Source organism: Caballeronia sp. EK, from assembly GCF_014384845.1.
Taxonomy (GTDB): Bacteria; Pseudomonadota; Gammaproteobacteria; order Burkholderiales; family Burkholderiaceae; genus Caballeronia; species Caballeronia jiangsuensis.
Map to the genome: position 1 here is coordinate 589,423 of NZ_JACSUE010000003.1, position 18,462 is coordinate 607,884.

Consider the following 18,462-nt stretch of genomic DNA (forward strand, 5'->3'; position numbering starts at 1 on the left):
ACATGACTTCGAGCTTCACCGCTAGCCCGTTGGACAATCTCGCAGCAAACATTGGCATCGCCCCCACCGCCGACATCCCGGCCACCGACGCACCCGCAGCGCAGGCAGAAAAGCCCGCCGGCCCCAGTTTCGAATCGCTCGGCCTTTGCGCCGATATCGTGTCCGCGCTGACCGCCGCGGGCTACCAGAACCCGACGCCCGTTCAGCAGCGCGCGATTCCCGCAGCGCTCGCCGGCCGCGACCTGCTCGTTTCCAGCCCGACCGGTTCGGGCAAGACGGCGGCGTTCATGCTGCCGGCCATCGAAAAATTCTCGCAACTGCAAAAGCAGGAAGCGCAGCAGCCGCGCGAGCCGCGTGATGCGAATGCCGCACGTGGCCGCCGTCCGCAACCGGTCGCGCGTCCGCGCCTGCTCGTGCTCACGCCGACACGCGAACTCGCGATGCAGGTTTCCACCGCCGCGACCACGTACGGCAAGCACCTGCGCCGTCTGCGCACCGTCAGCATTCTCGGCGGTGTCGCTTACGGTCAGCAATTGATGCTGCTCGCCAAGAACCCCGAGATTCTCGTCGCGACGCCCGGACGTCTTATCGATCACCTCGAACGCGGCCGTATCGATCTGTCGAACCTGGACATGCTCGTGCTCGACGAAGCCGACCGCATGCTCGACATGGGCTTCATCGAAGACATCGAGCGTATCGTCGACGCGACGCCGGCCTCGCGCCAGACGCTGCTCTTCTCCGCGACCATCGACAGCAAGATCACGTCGCTGACCGGGCGTCTGTTGAAAGATCCGGAGCGCATCGAGATCGTGCAGAAGCTCGAAGCGAACGGCAACATCGCGCAGGCCGTGCATTATGTGGATGACCGCGATCACAAGGATCGTCTGCTCGACCACCTGTTGCGCGACTCCGGTCTCGATCAGGCGATCGTCTTCACGGCGACGAAGAGCGACGCCGATCTCATCGCCAATCGTCTCGCCGACGCGGGCTTCGAATCCGCCGCGCTGCACGGCGATCTGCCGCAAGGCGCGCGCAATCGCACGATCCGTGCGTTGCGCGAGCGTCGTGTGCGCGTGCTGGTCGCGACGGATGTCGCGGCGCGCGGCATCGACATTCCCGGCATCACGCACGTCTTCAACTACGACCTGCCGAAGTTCGCGGAAGACTACGTGCACCGTATCGGCCGTACCGGTCGTGCCGGCCGTAGCGGCACGGCGGTGAGCCTCGTGCATTACGCCGAAATGGGCGCGTTGAAGCGCATCGAGCGCTTCGTGCGCACGCCGCTGCCGGTGAACGTCGTTGCGGGCTTCGAGCCGCGCAGGGCGCCGCCGAAGGGTGGTTTCGGTGGCGGCGGCGGTCGTGGCCGTCCGGGCGGCAACGGCGGCGGTGGTCGTCGTTTCGGCGGCAACGGCGGCGGTAGCAGCAGCGGCCGGGGCTTCGGTCCGGGCAACGCGGGCGGCTATGGCAACAAATCGAACGCAGGTTCGCGTGACGGCGGCGGCTATCGTGGCGGCAACAGCGAAGGCGGCTATCGCGGTGGCAACAGCGACGGCGGTTATCGCGGCGGCAACCGTGGCGAAGGCGGCTTCGGCTCGCGCGACGGCTACAGCGCACGCCGCAACGACGGCCCGCGCGCCCCGCGCCGCGGCAGCTAAGCGGCTTTCAGGGAGCGGTCTCGATCACCGTTCTCTGATTCGATAAAAAACCGATGCCTTGTGCATCGGTTTTTTTTTCGTCCCGTCGCCATATTTCACAATGTGCAATGTTCTTTTGTGTCGCAAAAGATGTGCTGCGCGGCACAAACTCGTCCGTTGCAAGATAGAAAACATCGTTCCGCAATACGGTATGTCGATCGTATCTGATTGATTTATTGCGATAAAAATAATGCGCAAATCTCCTTCCGAGGGGTGTTTCGCAGATCGTCGTTTGCCTAGACTCTTATATAAGAGTTGAGCAAACGTAGGCCGCCCACCCAGGCGCATCGCAGCTCAAGCCATTCAGGAACATCAGTCCAGTCTCGAGGAGAAACGCCATGACCTCACGCCAACAACAGGCTCAGCAACTCCAGCAGCAATGGGAATCCGATCCGCGCTGGAAGGGCATCAAGCGCGGCTACTCGGCGGATGACGTCGTGCGTCTGCGCGGCTCGGTACAGCCGGAACACACGCTCGCACGCCGCGGCGCCGAGAGGCTGTGGGCGTCGATTCACGATGAGCCGTTCGTCAACGCGCTCGGCGCGCTGACCGGCAATCAGGCGATGCAGCAGGTCAAGGCCGGCCTCAAGGCGATCTATCTGTCGGGCTGGCAGGTGGCCGGCGACGCCAACGTCGCGGGCGAAATGTATCCGGACCAGTCGCTGTATCCGGCGAACTCCGTGCCGCTCGTCGTGAAGCGCATCAACAACACACTCACGCGCGCCGATCAGATTCAATGGTCGGAAGGCAAGAATCCGGGCGACGAAGGCTATATCGACTACTTCGCGCCGATCGTGGCCGATGCCGAAGCGGGCTTCGGCGGCGTGCTCAACGCGTTCGAACTGATGAAGGCGATGATCGAAGCCGGCGCGGCGGGCGTGCACTTCGAAGATCAACTGGCATCGGTCAAGAAGTGCGGCCACATGGGCGGCAAGGTGCTCGTGCCGACGCGCGAGAACGTCGCGAAGCTGTCGGCCGCGCGCCTCGCTGCGGACGTGTGCGGCGTGCCGACGCTGCTCATCGCGCGCACCGATGCCGAAGCCGCCGATCTCGTCACGTCCGACATCGACGACAACGACAAGCCGTTCCTCACCGGCGAGCGCACCGTGGAAGGCTTCTTCCGCACGAAGCCGGGTCTCGCGCAGGCGGTTTCGCGCGGCCTCGCCTACGCGCCGTACGCGGATCTCGTGTGGTGCGAAACCGGCAAGCCGGATCTCGAATACGCGAAGAAGTTTGCTGAAGCCATCCACAAGCAGTTCCCGGACAAGATGCTGTCGTACAACTGCTCGCCGTCGTTCAACTGGAAGAAGAATCTGGACGACGCGACCATCGCCAAGTTCCAGCGCGAACTGGGCGCGATGGGCTACAAGTTCCAGTTCATCACGCTCGCGGGCTTCCACGCGCTGAACTACTCGATGTTCAACCTCGCGCACGGCTACGCCCGTTCGCAGATGAGCGCGTTCGTCGAGTTGCAGCAGGCCGAATTCGCCGCCGCCGACAAGGGCTTCACGGCGGTGAAGCATCAGCGCGAAGTGGGCACGGGCTACTTCGACGCCGTGACGCAGACGGTCGAGCGCGACGCATCGACGACTGCGCTGCACGGATCGACCGAAGATGAGCAGTTCTTCGACAAGAAGGTCGCGTAATACCGCATCAGGCAGGTTGAATCAGGGAGAGCGGTGAAAAGAAGCATCGGCCGTGGCGCATGCAGCAATGCGCCACGGCCCGACGCTCAAACGAAAGCGCATCGCGTGCGCTTTTCGTTTGAGCATCAGCGGTACACGATGACCGGAATCTTCGTATGCGTCAGCACGCGCTGCGTTTCACTGCCGATAAGCAGGCTTCCGAGTCCACGGCGGCCGTGCGATGCCATCAGAATCACGTCGCAGCCGTTTTGCTCGGCTGCCTCGATGATGCCGATATACGGCGCGGCATCGATGCTCGTCACGCTCGTGCAGGCCACGCCGGCGCTCTCGGCGGCGCGCTCGACCGCGCGCAGGTGCTCACGCGCTTCGTTTTCGGCGCGTGCGTGGAAGTCGTCGGGCGGCTCGACGGCGACATCGGCGAAAGGCGAATACGGATATTGCGGCAGGCACGCGTAAGCCGTGATGCGCGCGCCAACGGATTGCGCGAGATCGATCGCGCCGTCGATGGCCTTTTGCGATAGCTCGGAGCCGTCGGTCGGCACGAGTATGTGTTTGAACATGGCGTCCCCCGTCACGTGTAGGTGCGTGGTTGTATTGTAGTAACGGGGATGGAAGCGGAGAAAGTTTCGATGAAAGTGCGCGGCGAAGCGCCGCTTCGGGCCGTCGCTCTGCGCCCGCATAGGAATCCGAAGTTTCTCCAGGGACTCACCCCCAATACCCCGTCGCGTTATACGTATGTTTGAGCAGATCGAGAAACAATCGCACACGCAACGGCAAATGCCTTCTCTGCGGAAATACCGCATGAATGCCGATCGGCGGCGCAGCGAACGCATCGAGCACGCTCATGAGACGCCCCGCGCCGATGTCCTCGCCCACTTCCCACCACGAGCGCCACGCGAGGCCGCGGCCTTCGAGACACCATTCGTGCAGCACCGCGCCGTCCGAGCACTCCATCGTGCCGGAAACCTTGATCGTCACGACCTTGCCGTCCTGCTCGAATACCCAGCCGCGCTGCTGATTCGCCGACGCGCCGAGCGCGAGGCAGTTGTGATGGGCGAGCGCGGCGAGATCGGCGGGCTCGCCGCGCTTGGCGAGATAGTCGGGCGATGCGACGCACACGCGCCGGTTCTCTCCGAGTTTCAGCGACACGAGAGACGAATCCGGCAGTTCGCCCAGACGCACCGCGCAGTCGAAGCCTTCGTTGACGAGATCGACCATGCGGTCGGTCAGATCGAGACTGACGGACACATCCGGATGCAGCGTCGTGAACTTCGGCACGAGCGACGCGACGTGACGTCGCCCGAAGCCCGCCGGCGCCGATACGCGCAAATGCCCGCTCGCCTTCACGCCGCCCGCCGAGACGCTCGCCTCCGCGCTCTGCATGTCGTTGATGATGCGCTGGCAGTCCTCGAGAAACGCCGAGCCTTCGAAAGTGAGCGTGATTCTGCGCGTGGTACGCACGAGCAGCTTTACGCCGAGCCGCTCTTCGAGCGCATCGAGCCTGCGCCCGATGACAGCCGGCGCGATGCCCTCCGCCTGCGCCGCCGCCGAGAGGCTGCCCTTCGCGGCAACCGAGGCGAAGGTCTCAATCTGCTTGAATCGATCCATGCGTGTTCGTCGTCAATAAGGGTACGCACGCTCAGATTAGATAAGCAAAAGTAAAAGATCAAGTGATGCTGCGGTGCTTTTTCCATCACTCAGATCACGAATACAATCGATTCCGACCTCTAAACGGAGCGCACGGCTATGTCGGCCATAACGACACCCGCATCGTCCTTCGAATCCTCCATGCTTCCCCGAGCAGTCATCTTCGACGCTTACGGCACGCTCTTCGACGTCCATTCGGTCGTCGCGGCCGCCGAGCAGCTTTTTCCCGGCCAGGGCGACGCGCTCTCGAAGCTCTGGCGTCGCAAGCAGATCGAATACACGCAACTGCGCACGCTCGCCGATCCGGCGGGCGCGCATTACGAGCCTTTCTGGAAGATCACGATCGATGCGCTGCGCCACGCCGCCGCGCGTCTGAAACTCGCCGACGCGCTGACGAGCGCCGCCGAGAAGCGGCTGATGGACGAATACGCGTGCCTTTCCGCCTTTCCCGACACCGTGCCCGCGCTCAGATCGTTGCGCGACGGCCTCGCGATGCCGCTTGCGATTCTCTCGAACGGCAATCCGCCGATGCTCGACGTCGCGGTGAAAAGCGCCGGCATGAGCGGGCTTTTCGATCACGTGCTGTCGGCCGATTCGGCGCGCGCCTACAAGCCCGCCGCCGCCGCATACGAACTCGGCACGCGCGCCTTCGGCGCCGCTGCGCGCGACATCGTGTTCGCGTCGAGCAATGGCTGGAACGTCGCCGGCGCGACATGGTTCGGCTACACGACCTTCTGGATCAACCGCGCCGCGCTGCCGTTCGAGGAACTCGGCGTCACGCCGCACGGCAGCGGCCGCGGCATGGCCGAACTCATCGCTTTCGTCGAAGGCGGCGCTGCGCGCGCGGCCGCCGCATCGAAGAGCCGCAAGTCAGGCAGCGCACGCCGGCCGCCCGGCACTTAGCCGCCGGCTGCCTTTTCATTGTTTCAAGCACAACCACTAGCAAAACCGTCTGACCGACCAAGGAGAAAACCATGACGCATCCATCGAATCCGCTTTCGCTTCCGAAAGGCATGGCAATCTCAGCCGACATCAAGCCCGGCTACGAGACCATCCTGACGCCCGAGGCGCTGGCGTTCGTCGCTTCGCTGCATCGCCAGTTCGAGCCGCGCCGCCAGCAACTGCTCGCGGCGCGCGTCGAACGCACCAAACGCCTCGACGCGGGCGAGCGCCCCGGCTTCCTCGAAGAAACGAAATCGATCCGCGAAGGCGACTGGAAAGTCGCGCCGCTGCCGAAGGATCTGCAACGCCGGCGCGTAGAGATCACGGGTCCGGTCGAGCGCAAGATGATCATCAACGCGCTCAACTCCGGCGCGGATTCGTACATGACCGACTTCGAGGATTCGAACGCGCCGAACTGGGACAACCAGATCGTCGGCCAGTTGAACCTGAAGGAAGCCGTGCGCCGCACGATTTCGCTGGAGCAGAACGGCAAGTCGTACAAGCTCAACGATACGATCGCGACGCTGATCGTGCGTCCGCGCGGCTGGCATCTCGATGAAAAGCACGTGAGCGTCGATGGTCAGCGCGTGTCGGGCGGGATCTTCGATTTCGCGCTCTTCCTCTTTCACAACGCGAAGGAACTGATCGCGCGCGGCAGCGGCCCCTACTTCTATCTGCCGAAGATGGAAAGTCATCTCGAAGCGCGCCTGTGGAACGACATCTTCGTCGCGGCGCAGGAAGGCGTCGGCATTGCGCGCGGCACGATTCGCGCGACGGTGCTCGTCGAAACGATTCTTGCGGCTTTCGAGATGGACGAGATCCTGTACGAACTGCGCGAGCATAGCTCCGGACTGAATGCGGGCCGCTGGGATTACATCTTCTCTGCGATCAAGAAGTTCAAGAACGACACGAACTTCTGCCTCGCCGATCGCACGAAGATCACGATGACCTCGCCGTTCATGCGCGCCTACGCGCTCGAACTGCTGAAGACCTGCCACAAGCGCAACGCGCCGGCGATCGGCGGCATGTCCGCGCTGATTCCGATCAAGAACGATCCGGCGGCGAACGACAAGGCGATGGGCGGCGTGCGCTCCGACAAGGCGCGCGACGCGACCGACGGCTACGACGGCGGCTGGGTCGCGCATCCGGGGCTCGTACCGGTGGCGATGGAAGAGTTCGTGAAGGTGCTCGGCGACAAGCCGAATCAGATCGAAAAGCAGCGCACCGACGTGCAGGTCACCGCGCACGATCTGCTCGATTTCCGTCCGGAAGAGCCGATCACCGAAGCGGGCCTGCGCAACAATGTGAACGTCGGCGTCCACTATCTCGGTTCGTGGCTCGCGGGCAATGGCTGCGTGCCGATCCACAACTTGATGGAAGATGCCGCGACGGCGGAGATTTCGCGCTCGCAAGTGTGGCAATGGATCCGCTCGCCGAAGGGCAAGCTCGACGACGGCCGCAAGGTAACGGCCGCGATGGTGCGCGACATCACCATCGACGAACTGGAGAAGGTGAAGCAGGCTGTCAGCGCATCGGGCGCGGACACGAAGCCTTACGAGCGCGCCGCGAAGATCTTCGAGGAAATGTCGACATCGTCGCAATTCACCGAGTTTCTGACGCTGCCGCTGTACGAGGAAATCTGAGCGTTTCGCGGGTTCTGACGCATGACGGAAAAACGGCCCCAGGGCCGTTTTTCCGTTTGGCGCGCCTCATGGATCGAGCACGGCGTGTGCTACATTGCGCATCGTCTTTTCAACGATTCAACCGTGGAGCGCACTCACCGTGCGAACGACAGCATGAGCAATATCCAGCTCGATATCGAATGGACCGAAGCGGCATCGCGCAAGATCGAAAAACTGATGCCGCGCAACGTGAACAAGGACTCGTATCTGGCGCTGCCGCCGGTCGAATGTCTGCCGATGGAAGGCGACGTGCTTTTCCTCGGGCCGAGCGGCAAGCAGCAGCCGTTCATCGTCGCGGAGCGCCAGTATCATCACGACGGCGACGCCGACTGGACCATCATCCTCATCCTCGACGTGCCGCACGAAACGCACTGAAGACGGCCTTCGCCGTCAGACGATCTTGCTCGCGACACGGACCTCGCCGTGCTCGTATAGATCCGGCGCTTTGGCGCGAAACGCCTGAATATGCGCCGATTCGCCGTGCTTCGCGAGCGCGGCTTCGCTCTCCCAGCGTTCGACGAAGATGAAGCGCCGCGGCTCCTTGATGTCGCGGTGCAAGTCGTACTGCAGCGCGCCCGGCTCCTTGCGCGTCGGCTCGACGTTGGCTTCGAGCACCTGCCTCAGTTCCTCTTCCTTGCCCGGCTTGGCGACGAAAATAGCGACGACGGCAACTTCCGACATAAGTGTTCTCCTGTTTTCGTTGAAACGATGAAATCAGGAGCATAAACGCGCGCGACGGACATCGCCGAAAACACCCGATTGGCGTGTCAAAAGAAAAAGCCCGCGTTCCAAGCGAAACGCGGGCAAAAACCGTCGCCCTACGAGGATAGGCGACGGGGCCATCGGGGTTCGCGCGTAGCGAACCAATCGTCTGTTTGTACGGTGCGACACGCCTGATGAGCGTGCTTTCGAAGAGCTTCGGGCGGGTGAATTACGCCATTGATGCAATGTACTGTCCACGCGTTCATTTCTATAAGCTTTTGCGCACATTTCCCGATAGAAAGAATTGTCTGCGCAATTCTTACCCGACGCTCGCATTTCTATGCATGCTGAATAAATCGTTTGCGCGGATGGGGCGGCGTCGGAGGTCATAAAAAAACCGCCTCGTAAACGAGGCGGTTTTTCGGGCGATCGAGCTTGGAAAACGATCAGCTGATCTGGTCGGCGAGCAACGCCATGATCTGGCGCGCCTGCGGGGATGAATCGAGATCCCCCTTGTCGTCGACGATCGCCACGCGCGTCTGCTGCTCGGTGACGGCGCGCACGTTGACCTGATATTGCTTCGCCTTCATTTCCTTGCGACCGTGGAACACCTGGCTCCAGAAGCCCTGCTCCGCCGATGTCTTGTCCGTCGGATCGACATAGCGCACGAAGTAGACACCCTTGCTGCGGTCGCGGTCGTCCACCGTGAAGTTGGCGCGATCGAGCGCGATGCCCACGCGCAACCACGCGCGGTCATACGCTTCCGGCAACGTCAGTTGCGACGACGTGGCCTCAGGCACGACTTCGTTGCGGATCGGCGAGTTGCCCGCGTTCGTGGCGTTCTGCGCCGCAACCGACGCGGCCTTCGAATCGCCGCCCTTCGCGGCACCCGCCGCACCGGCCGGCGCCAGCGTGTCGAGCGGCGTCGCGCCGCCCGAAGCCGCCCGTTGGTCGGCCATCGCGAGCGAGGACATCAGACGCTTCAGGTATTCGTTTTCGAGCGCCGGATCGTTCGGGCGCGCCTGCCACTGGCTCGAATCGTTGTTCACGCCGGTCAGCGCCTCGCGCATGCCCTTCTGACTGATGAACACGTAGGTGCCGCCGCTCGGCGCCGTTTCGAGGCGCGTGCGGTATTTGTTGCGCTCAGCCGTGACATACGAATTGCCCGTTGCCTTGGAGAGCGTGTCGCGGATCAGGCCGTCCGAAATCTGCGGATGGGTTTCGTTCCAGTCCGTTTCCATCACACCCTTGTCGCGCTGATCGACGACGAGCAGGAAGCCCTGCTCCTGCCAGAAGCGGCGGACCTGCGGCCACACCTGATCGGGCGTCTTGCCATCGACGACGAGCCAGCGCTCGGTGCCGTCGCGTTGAACGTGCATGCCCGACACCGGCGGAACCACCGTGGGCGCGTTCGGTGCGACTTTCTGGACTTGCTGGAGCTCGGACAGCGACGTCTGACCGCCCTGCGGCGGCAGCGAGCGCTGGTCGGCCGCTTCATCGAGCAGATTCGGCGGAACGGCGAGAGACACCTGTTTCGAACGCTGATCGCTCTTGTAGTTGAATGCGTTGGGATTGGACGAGCCACATCCCGCCACGATTCCGGCCACCGCGAAAAGCGCAGTGATGCGCTTGGTTACACGAAAATCTGTCATTTGGAGAAGTCCTTCCGCTACGCCACGGGCGTTCTTCCGTGGATCAACCCAGCATTTTACCGGTCCGGCGCCGCGCCGTGAAAAAAAGAGGACCGGGCGGCCTCTGGCGGGCATTTAGAGCATGCACGTTTTAGTAGTTGCTCTTCGCCGCTGAATGCGGATCGAAAGCAGCTAAATAGCGCATTTCCATCTCGTATTTAAGTCGCTCCGCATCGAATTGACAATTTATGACAATCACAAAAAACGGCAATTCCACCTGTCGCCGTTTGCAACATAATGATTCTTATGAAGTTTCATCGGTTCGGCTTGCGGAATCGATCAGTTTGCTTGTGCCTGTCGCCCCGTATCGCCTCGTCGTGCTTATCTCTAAAATCTCTTCCAGAAAATAAGAAGAGTCCTAATTAACGGAGAGAAAGCACATGAGAAAGATCAGAATTCCTCACTACGTGATCGCGGGGCTGACGATCCTCGCGAGCAGCGCGACCGCGCCCGCCTTCGCGCAACTCGGCGCGACCGGGCGCGCCGCCGGAGCGTCGGGCGGCGATGTCGCGCAGAAGGCGCAGGACGCATTCGTGCAATATCGCGAAACGATCGACGCGCAAGGCATCGTCGTGCGTGAGTATGTCGATTCGAGTGGCGCGGTGTACGCGGTTTCCTGGCGCGGGCCGGCCATGCCGGACATCCACTCGCTGCTCGGCGCGTACTTCGAGACTTTCCGTCAAGGCGCGAATGCGTCGGTGGGCGATGCCGGCCTGCATGCGACGCGCGTCGAGCAAGGCGATCTCGTCGTCGAAAATCGTGTGCGGCTGCGCGAGTTCAGCGGACGCGCATGGCTCGCGAGCGACCTGCCGCCGGGCGTGATGTCGACCGACATCCAGTGAGGAGCCGACGATGAACACTCGCGCCCTTCTCTCGATGCCCCTGCTCGCGCTCTGCGTCCTGCTTCACGGCTGCGGCGGCGGCGGCGGCTCGGACGGCAGTTCCGCCGCGCCGCCCCAGCAGGCAAGCGCGCCAGCGACAACGAGCGCGCCGAACACAGCGAGCGCCGCCGTGCCCGCAAGCGCGCCATCGACTTCGTCCGCGAACACGAGCGTGCCGCAATCGACGACGCCCAACGTCCAGACGATCCGCGTCACCAGCACGCCCACCAACACGCGCAACATGCTGCAAACCAGCGTGACGATCTGCGTGCCTGGCACGAACACCTGTCAGACCATCGATAACATTCAGGTCGATACCGGCTCGCATGGCCTGCGCGTGCTTGCATCGGCGCTCAGCCCGTCGATCGCGTTGCCGCTCGTCGCAGGCGGCAATCAAAGCGCGATCGTCGCGGAATGCGCGGTGTTCGGTTCCGGCTATACGTGGGGCGCGGTGCGTACGGCCGATGTCCGGCTCGCCGGCCAGGTCGCGCGCTCCACATCCGTCCAGTTGATCGCCGATAGCGCCGCATCCGGCGCCCCGCAGGATTGCAGCCAGTCCGGCCTGCCGATGCTCTCCGCGTCGTCCTTGCGCGGCAACGGCATACTCGGCGTCGGGCCCTTCACCGCCGATTGCGGCGCCGGATGCGCGATGTCCGCGTTGCCGCGCTGGTACTACAGTTGCATCTCGAGCAACTGCGTCGCGAGCACGCTGGCCGTCGCGCAGCAGGTGACGAATCCGGTCGCCAACTTCGCCACCGACAACAACGGCGTGCTGATCGAGCTTCCCGACGTACCGGACAGCGGCGCGGCCACCGTGACCGGAACGATGACGTTCGGCATCGGCTCGCAATCGAACAATCTGCTCGGCTCGGCGACGGTCCTCAAGTCGAGCTCCGTGTCCGGCTATGTCACGACGGATTTCGGCGGCAGCCAGTACGGATCGAGCTTCATCGACAGCGGATCGAACGGCGTCTTCTTCCCTTCGACGACACTGGCCCGATGCGGCGTGTGGTACTGCCCGTCCTCACCGCAGACGATCGCGGCGACCATCCGCTCGTCGAGCGGCGCGCAAAGCGCGGTGAGCTTCACGGTCGCGCAATCGACGGCGTTGTTCGGTACGGGCAACTTCGCCTTCGACAATCTCGCTGGCGCGGCGAGCGGCTTCTTCGACTGGGGCTTGCCGTTCTTCTACGGACGCCGCGTGTTCACCGCGCTCGAAGGACGCGCGACGCCCGCGGGACCGGGACTGTATTACGCGTTCTGATTCCGGAAACGAAAAGCCGTCTCCGGTTGCGTGGAGACGGCTTTCTGTCGAACGTGTCGAACGCGTTGCGTGACTACGCCTTGCTTTCCTCGTCGAAGATCTTTTGCGCGAGGTGGAATGCCGAATTGGCCGCCGGCACGCCGCAGTAGACCGCCGTCTGCAACAGCACTTCCTTGATCTCGTCCTGCGTCACGCCGTTGTTCTTCGCCGCGCGCAAGTGCAACGCGAGTTCCTCGCTGCGGTTCAGCGCGACCATCATCGCAATCGTGAGAAGGCTGCGCGTGTGACGCGGCAGGCCGTCGCGCGTCCAGATCTCGCCCCATGCATAGCGCGTGATGAAATTCTGGAACTCGGTCGTCAGCTCCGTGCGATTCGCAAGCGAGCGGTCCACGTGCGCATCGGACAGCACCGCGCGGCGCACCTTCATCCCGGCTTCGTAGCGTTCGTCGTCGGTCATTGTTGTTCTCCGATGAAATCGAGGACGGCGCGCGTGTAGTCGTCGCGCTTTTCGATGTTCGACAGATGCGCCGCGTCCAGTTCGAGATAACGCGATCCTGCGATGTAACCCGCGAGTTCGCGGCCCTGCTCGGCCGTCGTCGACAGATCGTGCGTGCCCGCGATCACGAGCACCGGCAGCGTGATCGTTTTGGCTTCGTCGCGCAGATCGGCGTCGCGGATCGCCTCGCAGTTCGACGCGTAACCGTCGCCCGAGGTGTGGCGAAACACGTCGCGGATATTCGCGAGTTCGAGTTGCTCGCGCTCGATGAACGGCGCGGTGAACCAGCGTGCGATCACGGCGTCGGTCAGCGCGGGCATGCCGCCCGGCTCGCGCGCTTTCACGGCGCGCGGCGTCCACACCGCGTCCGAGCCGATCAGCGCGGCGGTGTTCGACAGCACGACGCGCGAGAAGCGCTCCGGATGACGCGCGGCAAGACCGATGCCGGTCAGCCCGCCCATCGACAGGCCGCAGTAATTCGCGCGCTCGATTTTCAGATGATCCATCAGCCCGATCACATCGCCGATCAGTTGATCGATCGTGTACGGCCCCGGCGGCACATCGGAATGGCCGTGGCCGCGCGTGTCGTAACGCACCACGCGGTAATGCTTCGCGAAGGCTTCGATGTTCGGCGTCCACATCGAGACATCGGCGCCGAGCGAATTCGACAGCACGAGCCACGGCGCGTTGTCGCCCGCCGTGACATCGATGCGATAGTGAATCCGCGTTCCGTTCACTTCGGCAAGAGGCATGTTTTTACTGCTCCTGTTTTTTCGAGTTGGCGCTCGCAATGGCGGCGGCGACGAACGCCTGCGCCTGACCGACGTAATTCGCCGGATCGAGCAATTGCTTCAGTTGATCTTGCGACAGATGGCGCGTGACGGTTTCGTTCGCGGCGAGCTCGTCGAAGAGCGACGTGCCGTTCGCGACCGACGCCTTCGATGCGCCTTCGACGAGCTTGTGCGCATCGAGCCTGCCGATGGCGTCGCCGAGCGCGAGCATCACCGCTTCGCCGAGCACGAGGCCGTTCGTCACATCGAGATTGTGCGCGAGACGTTCGACGTTGACTTCCATCGACGGAACGATGCCCACGATGTTCGCGAGCGCGCCTGCCGTCAGACGTGCGAGATCGGGCAGCGCTTCCCATTCGGCCTGCCAGCCGCCCAGTGCGCGTTCGTGCTCCTGAACCATGCCCGCGAAGATCGTCGCGACGAGATTCGGCGCGCGCGTCGCGGCGGTGAGCACCGCGGCGCAGCCGACGGGATTGCGCTTGTGCGGCATCGTCGATGAACCGCCCTTGCCTGCCGCAGCGGGTTCCGCGACTTCGCCGACTTCGGTCTGCATCATGAGCGAGATGTCGCGCGCGATTTTGCCGAGCGTACCCGTCAACATACCGAAGAACGACGCGCTTTCAGCGATGCGGTCGCGCTGCGTGTGCCACGGCAGCGCGGGCAGCGTCAAATTCAGATCTTCAGCCAGCGATGCCGCGACCGGCAGCGCCTTGTCGCGCAGACTCGCGAGCGTGCCCGCCGCGCCGCCGAATTGCAGCACCAGCGAGCGTGAACGCAACTCGCCAAGACGCTCACGATGGCGCGTCACCGCATCGAGCCATTGCGCGAACTTCAGGCCCAGCGTGATCGGCAGCGCCTGCTGAAGCCAGGTGCGGCCGATCATCGGCGTCTTTTTGTGCGCTTGAGCCTGGATGACGAGCGCATCGGAAAGTGCAAGCAAATCGGCATCGAGCAGATCGAGCGCCGCGCGCAATTGCAGCACGACGCCCGTATCGATGATGTCCTGACTCGTCGCGCCCCAGTGCACATACTTCGCGGCGTCGGCATCGCTCGCCTTCACGACGGCCGTCAGTTGCTTGACGAGCGGAATCGCGAGGTTGCCGCCCGCTTGCGCGCCGGTCATCAACGCGTTCGCGTCGATGTTGTCCGCGTTGCATGCGGCGACGATCGACTCGACCGCGCCCGAAGGAATCACGCCATGCAGCGCCGAAGCGCGCGCGAGCGCGGCTTCGACGTCGAGCATCGCCTGCACGGTCGCGCGCGGCGACCAGATTTCGTTAGCGGCGGCGTTGCCGCAAACGAGATCGGTGAGACGTCCCGTGGATGCGAACATCGGGTCAGACGCGCTCGATGATCATCGCGATACCCTGGCCCACGCCGATGCACATCGTGCACAGCGCGAAGCGGCCGCCGGTGCGATGAAGCTGATAGCTCGCGGTCGTGACGAGGCGCGCGCCCGATGCGCCGAGCGGATGGCCGAGCGCGATCGCGCCGCCGTTCGGGTTCACGCGGGGATCGTCGTCGGCGACGCCGAGCATGCGCAGCGTAGCCAGCCCTTGCGACGCGAACGCTTCGTTCAGCTCGATCACATCCATCTGGTCGATGGTCATGCCAAGACGCGCAAGCAGCTTCTGCGATGCCGGACCCGGACCGATGCCCATCACGCGCGGCGGCACACCCGCGGTGGCGAGGCCGAGAATGCGCGCGCGCGGCGTGAGGCCGTGGCGCTTCGCGCTTTCTTCGTCGGCGATCAGCATCGCGACCGCGCCGTCGTTCACGCCCGAGGCATTGCCCGCGGTCACGCTGCCGTCCGGACGCACGACGCCCTTCAGCTTCGCGAGCGCTTCTAGACTCGTTTCACGCGGATGCTCGTCCTTATCGACGATGAGCGCATCGCCCTTTTTCTGCGGAATCGTCACGGCGACGATTTCCTGCGCCAGCGTGCCGTCTTTCTGCGCGCGCGCCGCCTTCTGCTGGCTGCGCAAGGCGAACGCGTCCTGATCGGCGCGGCTGATCTTGTAATCGTCCGCGACGTTCTCGGCGGTCTCGGGCATCGAATCGACGCCGTATTGCTTCTTCATCAGCGGATTGATGAAACGCCAGCCGATGGTCGTATCGTGGATCTCGGCGGAACGCGAGAATGCGCTCGTCGCCTTGCCCATGACGAACGGCGCGCGGCTCATGCTTTCGACGCCGCCCGCGATCATCAGGCTCGTCTCGCCCGCCTTGATCGCGCGCGCCGCGACGCCGATCGCGTCCATGCCCGAACCGCACAGGCGGTTCACCGTCGAGCCCGGCGTGCTGATCGGCAAGCCCGCGAGCAGCGCCGACATGCGCGCGACGTTGCGATTGTCTTCGCCCGCCTGATTCGCGCAGCCGTAGATCACTTCCTCGACGGCTTCCCAGTCCACTTCCTTGTTGCGCTCGACGAGCGCGCGCAGCGGCACGGCGCCCAGATCATCGGCGCGCACGGAGGACAGCGAACCGCCGTAACGGCCGATCGGCGTGCGGATGGCATCACATACGAAAGCTTCTTTCATCAGTTGCTCCAGTTCTCTTATGTCTCTCAGGCTCAAGCGGCTTCGGTCAGCGGCGCGTATTGAAGCGGCACCTTGGCCAGCTTCTGCAATTCTTCGAACGACAGGCCTTCCACGATCTCGCGCACGACGAAGCCTTCCGGCGTCACGTCGAACACGGCGAGGTCGGTGTACACGCGGTCCACACACTGCACGCCCGTCACCGGATACGAACACTGCGCGACCAGCTTGCTTTCGCCCTGCTTCGTGAGCAGTTCCATCATCACATAGACCTGCTTTGCGCCGATTGCCAGATCCATCGCGCCGCCGACGGCCGGAATCGCGTCGGGCGCGCCGGTGTGCCAGTTCGCGAGATCGCCCGTCGCCGATACCTGGAACGCGCCGAGCACACAGAAGTCGAGATGGCCGCCGCGCATCATCGCGAAGGAGTCCGCGTGATGGAAATACGCGCCGCCCGTGAGCAACGTCACGTGCTGCTTGCCAGCGTTGATGAGCTCGTCGTCTTCGGAGCCCGCAGCGGGCGCCGGGCCCATGCCGAGCAGGCCGTTTTCGCTGTGCAGGAAGATTTCGCGATCCGCCGCGAGATGATTGGCGACGAGCGTCGGCACGCCGATGCCCAGATTCACGTAGGCGCCTTCGGGAATATCCGCGGCCACGCGCTTGGCCATTTCGTCACGAGTGAGTTTCTTCATGGCTTTTCGTCCTTAAGCTGCGAGTTCGGCTTGATGCACGGCTTGCGGCACTTCCACGACGCGCTGCACGAAGATGCCCGGCGTCACGATGTTTTCGGGGTCCAGCTCGCCGAGCGCCACGACCTTCGACACCTGCGCGATCGCCGTTTTCGCGGCGCTCGCCATGATCGGGCCGAAGTTGCGCGCAGTTTTACGATAGACCAGATTGCCCCAGCGGTCGCCCTTGAATGCTTTCACGAGCGCGAAATCCGCGTGCAGCGGCGCTTCGAGCACATAGTGCTTGCCGTCGATCACGCGTGTTTCCTTGCCTTCCGCGAGCTTCGTGCCGTAGCCGGTCGGCGTGAAAAAGCCGCCGATGCCCGCGCCCGCGGCACGGATGCGCTCGGCCAGATTGCCCTGCGGCACCAGTTCCAGTTCGATTTCCCCCGCGCGATAGAGCGCGTCGAACACATATGAATCCGTCTGACGCGGGAACGAGCAGATGATCTTGCGCACGCGCTTGGCCTTGAGCAGCGCGGCCAGGCCCGTGTCGCCGTTGCCGGCGTTGTTGTTGACGATCGTGAGCTCGCGCGCGCCCTGCTCGATGAGCGCGTCGATCAGCTCGGACGGCATGCCCGCCGTGCCGAAACCGCCGATCATGATGGTCGCGCCGTCGTGGACGTCGGTCACGGCCGAGGCGAGCGAATCGAAAATCTTGTTGATCATGTGCCGTTCCTTCTCCTGTTTCGGGACTGCCGATCCGCGATCGCGCTTCCCGAATTCGGGTTTACCAGTTGGTAATCAGACTTGCTTCGAAATGTTCGTTATGCGAACATGGATTCGTTTAGCGAACATCGGCATGTTAGTCCTGCGTTCGTTGTCGTGTCAACGAAGCATCTGCAAACCTCGGGTTTTCACGGAGTCGCCGACCGTCCGCCTCTTTCCTGAGAGCCTTATGAAGAATTCAGCCACGCTCAATCCGGACGCCGAGCCGCAAGACGCCCAAGCGCGCCCCGGTGATGCATACGTCCAGTCTTTCGCGCGCGGGCTCGCGGTGATCCGATCGTTCGATGCGAACCGCTCCGCTCAGACACTGACCGATGTCGCCGCCGCGACCGGCCTTACCCGTGCGGGCGCACGCCGCATTCTTCTGACGCTGCAGGCGCTCGGCTACGTCGAGGCCGACGGGCGTCTCTTTCAACTTACGCCGAAGATTCTCGATCTCGGGTTCGCGTACCTGACTTCGATGCCCTTCTGGAATCTCGCCGAGCCGGTAATGGAAGACCTCGTCGAGCAAGTTCACGAAAGCTGTTCGGCGGCGGTGCTGAACGGCGCGGAGATCGTCTATGTGCTGCGCGTGCCGACGCACAAGATCATCACGCAGAATCTGTCGATCGGCAGCCGCCTGCCCGCGTTCTGCACGTCGATGGGCCGCGTGCTGCTCGCCGCGCTCGACGATGCGCGACTCGACGAAGTACTCGATGCGAGCTCGCTCGTCGCGCGCACGCCGCGCACGATCATCGACCGCGACGCGTTGAAGGAAGCGATCGCCGTCGTGCGCCGTCAAGGCTGGGCGATCGTCGATCAGGAACTGGAGGAAGGACTGATTTCGATGTCCGCGCCGATCCGCGACCGGCAGGGACGCGTGATCGCGGCGCTGAACATCAGCGGGAACGCCCAGCGCAAGAACGCGAAGCAGATGGTGAAGGCGTTTCTGGAGCCGCTGCAGGAAGCGGCGCAGCGCGTGTCGGACATGGTCGCGCGGCGCGGCTGATGACGCGCGTTGACGTGGAGAATGCCGCGCGCCAACATCGTTGG

General features: G+C 63.6%; 18 protein-coding genes and 1 pseudogene. 9 read left to right on the forward strand and 10 right to left on the reverse strand.

Features of this window, described 5'->3' with window-relative positions:
• Positions 1 to 2: 2 nt before the first annotated feature.
• Together IAG25_RS11455 and aceA are read left to right on the forward strand one after the other, a co-directional pair.
• Positions 3 to 1,655: a DEAD/DEAH box helicase gene (locus IAG25_RS11455; RefSeq protein WP_187604936.1), complete on the forward strand. Its 1,653-nt coding sequence runs from the start codon at positions 3 to 5 to the stop codon at positions 1,653 to 1,655.
• A gap of 377 nt (positions 1,656 to 2,032) precedes the next feature.
• Positions 2,033 to 3,340 carry an isocitrate lyase gene (aceA, locus tag IAG25_RS11460; protein WP_187604937.1) on the forward strand — a complete coding sequence of 436 codons (1,308 nt, stop codon included), beginning with the start codon at positions 2,033 to 2,035 and terminating at the stop codon, positions 3,338 to 3,340.
• 125 nt (positions 3,341 to 3,465) lie between these two features.
• On the opposite strand, the gene IAG25_RS11465 is transcribed toward aceA, so the two are convergent.
• Complete coding sequence (locus IAG25_RS11465; RefSeq protein WP_035503489.1) at positions 3,466 to 3,900, reverse strand: universal stress protein; 435 nt, start codon at positions 3,898 to 3,900, stop codon at positions 3,466 to 3,468.
• 145 nt (positions 3,901 to 4,045) lie between these two features.
• Positions 4,046 to 4,948: a LysR family transcriptional regulator gene (locus tag IAG25_RS11470; protein ID WP_187604938.1), complete on the reverse strand. Its 903-nt coding sequence runs from the start codon at positions 4,946 to 4,948 to the stop codon at positions 4,046 to 4,048.
• 180 nt (positions 4,949 to 5,128) lie between these two features.
• Here IAG25_RS11470 and IAG25_RS11475 point away from each other — a divergent pair, with 180 nt between their 5' ends.
• From IAG25_RS11475 to IAG25_RS11485, 3 genes are all read left to right on the forward strand, one after another.
• Entirely contained in the window at positions 5,129 to 5,890 is a 762-nt protein-coding gene (locus IAG25_RS11475; protein WP_255503629.1) for a haloacid dehalogenase type II, read from the forward strand.
• Between the two features lie 71 nt (positions 5,891 to 5,961).
• Entirely contained in the window at positions 5,962 to 7,572 is a 1,611-nt protein-coding gene (gene aceB, locus IAG25_RS11480; protein WP_187604940.1) for a malate synthase A, read from the forward strand.
• Positions 7,573 to 7,725: 153 nt separating this feature from the next.
• Positions 7,726 to 7,986 (forward strand): hypothetical protein, encoded by a 261-nt coding sequence (locus IAG25_RS11485; protein ID WP_035503563.1) that lies wholly within the window; start codon positions 7,726 to 7,728, stop codon positions 7,984 to 7,986.
• A 15-nt stretch (positions 7,987 to 8,001) separates the two neighbouring features.
• Here IAG25_RS11485 and IAG25_RS11490 read toward each other — a convergent pair whose 3' ends face one another.
• Together IAG25_RS11490 and bamC are read right to left on the reverse strand one after the other, a co-directional pair.
• Entirely contained in the window at positions 8,002 to 8,292 is a 291-nt protein-coding gene (locus tag IAG25_RS11490; RefSeq protein ID WP_035503481.1) for a putative quinol monooxygenase, read from the reverse strand.
• 467 nt (positions 8,293 to 8,759) lie between these two features.
• Positions 8,760 to 9,965, reverse strand: a complete 1,206-nt coding sequence (gene bamC / locus IAG25_RS11495) for an outer membrane protein assembly factor BamC (RefSeq protein ID WP_187604941.1) — start codon at positions 9,963 to 9,965, stop codon at positions 8,760 to 8,762.
• A 419-nt stretch (positions 9,966 to 10,384) separates the two neighbouring features.
• On the opposite strand from bamC, the gene IAG25_RS11500 reads away from it, so the two are divergent.
• The 3 genes and pseudogenes from IAG25_RS11500 to IAG25_RS11505 all read left to right on the forward strand — a co-directional run bounded on the left by IAG25_RS11500 (position 10,385) and on the right by IAG25_RS11505 (position 12,149).
• On the forward strand, positions 10,385 to 10,846 hold the full coding sequence (locus IAG25_RS11500) for a DUF2844 domain-containing protein (protein WP_187604942.1): 462 nt from the start codon (positions 10,385 to 10,387) through the stop codon (positions 10,844 to 10,846).
• A gap of 69 nt (positions 10,847 to 10,915) precedes the next feature.
• A pseudogene (locus IAG25_RS42240) lies at positions 10,916 to 11,122 on the forward strand (hypothetical protein); the annotation flags it as partial.
• Positions 11,058 to 12,149 (forward strand): DUF3443 domain-containing protein, encoded by a 1,092-nt coding sequence (locus tag IAG25_RS11505; protein ID WP_375336513.1) that lies wholly within the window; start codon positions 11,058 to 11,060, stop codon positions 12,147 to 12,149. The pseudogene IAG25_RS42240 and the gene IAG25_RS11505, both read left to right, overlap by 65 nt.
• Before the next feature lie 73 nt (positions 12,150 to 12,222).
• Here IAG25_RS11505 and pcaC read toward each other — a convergent pair whose 3' ends face one another.
• From pcaC to IAG25_RS11535, 6 genes are read right to left on the reverse strand one after another with little or no spacing between them, the layout of a single operon-like run.
• Entirely contained in the window at positions 12,223 to 12,606 is a 384-nt protein-coding gene (gene pcaC, locus IAG25_RS11510) for a 4-carboxymuconolactone decarboxylase (RefSeq protein WP_061160545.1), read from the reverse strand.
• The gene (gene pcaD, locus IAG25_RS11515) at positions 12,603 to 13,397 is read right to left on the reverse strand and encodes a 3-oxoadipate enol-lactonase (protein WP_187604944.1); all 795 of its coding nucleotides are present in this window, start codon (positions 13,395 to 13,397) and stop codon (positions 12,603 to 12,605) included. Before pcaD ends, pcaC begins: the two co-directional genes overlap by 4 nt.
• Positions 13,398 to 13,401: 4 nt before the next feature.
• Positions 13,402 to 14,769, reverse strand: a complete 1,368-nt coding sequence (locus tag IAG25_RS11520; protein ID WP_187604945.1) for a 3-carboxy-cis,cis-muconate cycloisomerase — start codon at positions 14,767 to 14,769, stop codon at positions 13,402 to 13,404.
• Positions 14,770 to 14,773: 4 nt separating this feature from the next.
• On the reverse strand, positions 14,774 to 15,976 hold the full coding sequence (gene pcaF / locus IAG25_RS11525; protein ID WP_187604946.1) for a 3-oxoadipyl-CoA thiolase: 1,203 nt from the start codon (positions 15,974 to 15,976) through the stop codon (positions 14,774 to 14,776).
• 32 nt (positions 15,977 to 16,008) lie between these two features.
• Entirely contained in the window at positions 16,009 to 16,665 is a 657-nt protein-coding gene (locus IAG25_RS11530; protein WP_187604947.1) for a 3-oxoacid CoA-transferase subunit B, read from the reverse strand.
• 12 nt (positions 16,666 to 16,677) lie between these two features.
• Entirely contained in the window at positions 16,678 to 17,370 is a 693-nt protein-coding gene (locus IAG25_RS11535) for a 3-oxoacid CoA-transferase subunit A (protein WP_035503462.1), read from the reverse strand.
• A 229-nt stretch (positions 17,371 to 17,599) separates the two neighbouring features.
• Between IAG25_RS11535 and IAG25_RS11540 the strand changes: the two genes are divergently transcribed.
• Positions 17,600 to 18,418, forward strand: a complete 819-nt coding sequence (locus IAG25_RS11540) for an IclR family transcriptional regulator (RefSeq protein ID WP_187604948.1) — start codon at positions 17,600 to 17,602, stop codon at positions 18,416 to 18,418.
• Positions 18,419 to 18,462 lie beyond the last annotated feature (44 nt).

Coding starts and splice junctions, on each gene's coding strand:
- IAG25_RS11455 (WP_187604936.1), top strand. CDS start 3: ATGACTTCGAGCTTCACCGCTAGCCCGTTGGACAATCTCGCAGCAAAC.
- aceA (WP_187604937.1), top strand. CDS start 2,033: ATGACCTCACGCCAACAACAGGCTCAGCAACTCCAGCAGCAATGGGAA.
- IAG25_RS11465 (WP_035503489.1), bottom strand. CDS start 3,900: ATGTTCAAACACATACTCGTGCCGACCGACGGCTCCGAGCTATCGCAA.
- IAG25_RS11470 (WP_187604938.1), bottom strand. CDS start 4,948: ATGGATCGATTCAAGCAGATTGAGACCTTCGCCTCGGTTGCCGCGAAG.
- IAG25_RS11475 (WP_255503629.1), top strand. CDS start 5,129: ATGCTTCCCCGAGCAGTCATCTTCGACGCTTACGGCACGCTCTTCGAC.
- aceB (WP_187604940.1), top strand. CDS start 5,962: ATGACGCATCCATCGAATCCGCTTTCGCTTCCGAAAGGCATGGCAATC.
- IAG25_RS11485 (WP_035503563.1), top strand. CDS start 7,726: ATGAGCAATATCCAGCTCGATATCGAATGGACCGAAGCGGCATCGCGC.
- IAG25_RS11490 (WP_035503481.1), bottom strand. CDS start 8,292: ATGTCGGAAGTTGCCGTCGTCGCTATTTTCGTCGCCAAGCCGGGCAAG.
- bamC (WP_187604941.1), bottom strand. CDS start 9,965: ATGACAGATTTTCGTGTAACCAAGCGCATCACTGCGCTTTTCGCGGTG.
- IAG25_RS11500 (WP_187604942.1), top strand. CDS start 10,385: ATGAGAAAGATCAGAATTCCTCACTACGTGATCGCGGGGCTGACGATC.
- pcaC (WP_061160545.1), bottom strand. CDS start 12,606: ATGACCGACGACGAACGCTACGAAGCCGGGATGAAGGTGCGCCGCGCG.
- pcaD (WP_187604944.1), bottom strand. CDS start 13,397: ATGCCTCTTGCCGAAGTGAACGGAACGCGGATTCACTATCGCATCGAT.
- IAG25_RS11520 (WP_187604945.1), bottom strand. CDS start 14,769: ATGTTCGCATCCACGGGACGTCTCACCGATCTCGTTTGCGGCAACGCC.
- pcaF (WP_187604946.1), bottom strand. CDS start 15,976: ATGAAAGAAGCTTTCGTATGTGATGCCATCCGCACGCCGATCGGCCGT.
- IAG25_RS11530 (WP_187604947.1), bottom strand. CDS start 16,665: ATGAAGAAACTCACTCGTGACGAAATGGCCAAGCGCGTGGCCGCGGAT.
- IAG25_RS11535 (WP_035503462.1), bottom strand. CDS start 17,370: ATGATCAACAAGATTTTCGATTCGCTCGCCTCGGCCGTGACCGACGTC.
- IAG25_RS11540 (WP_187604948.1), top strand. CDS start 17,600: ATGAAGAATTCAGCCACGCTCAATCCGGACGCCGAGCCGCAAGACGCC.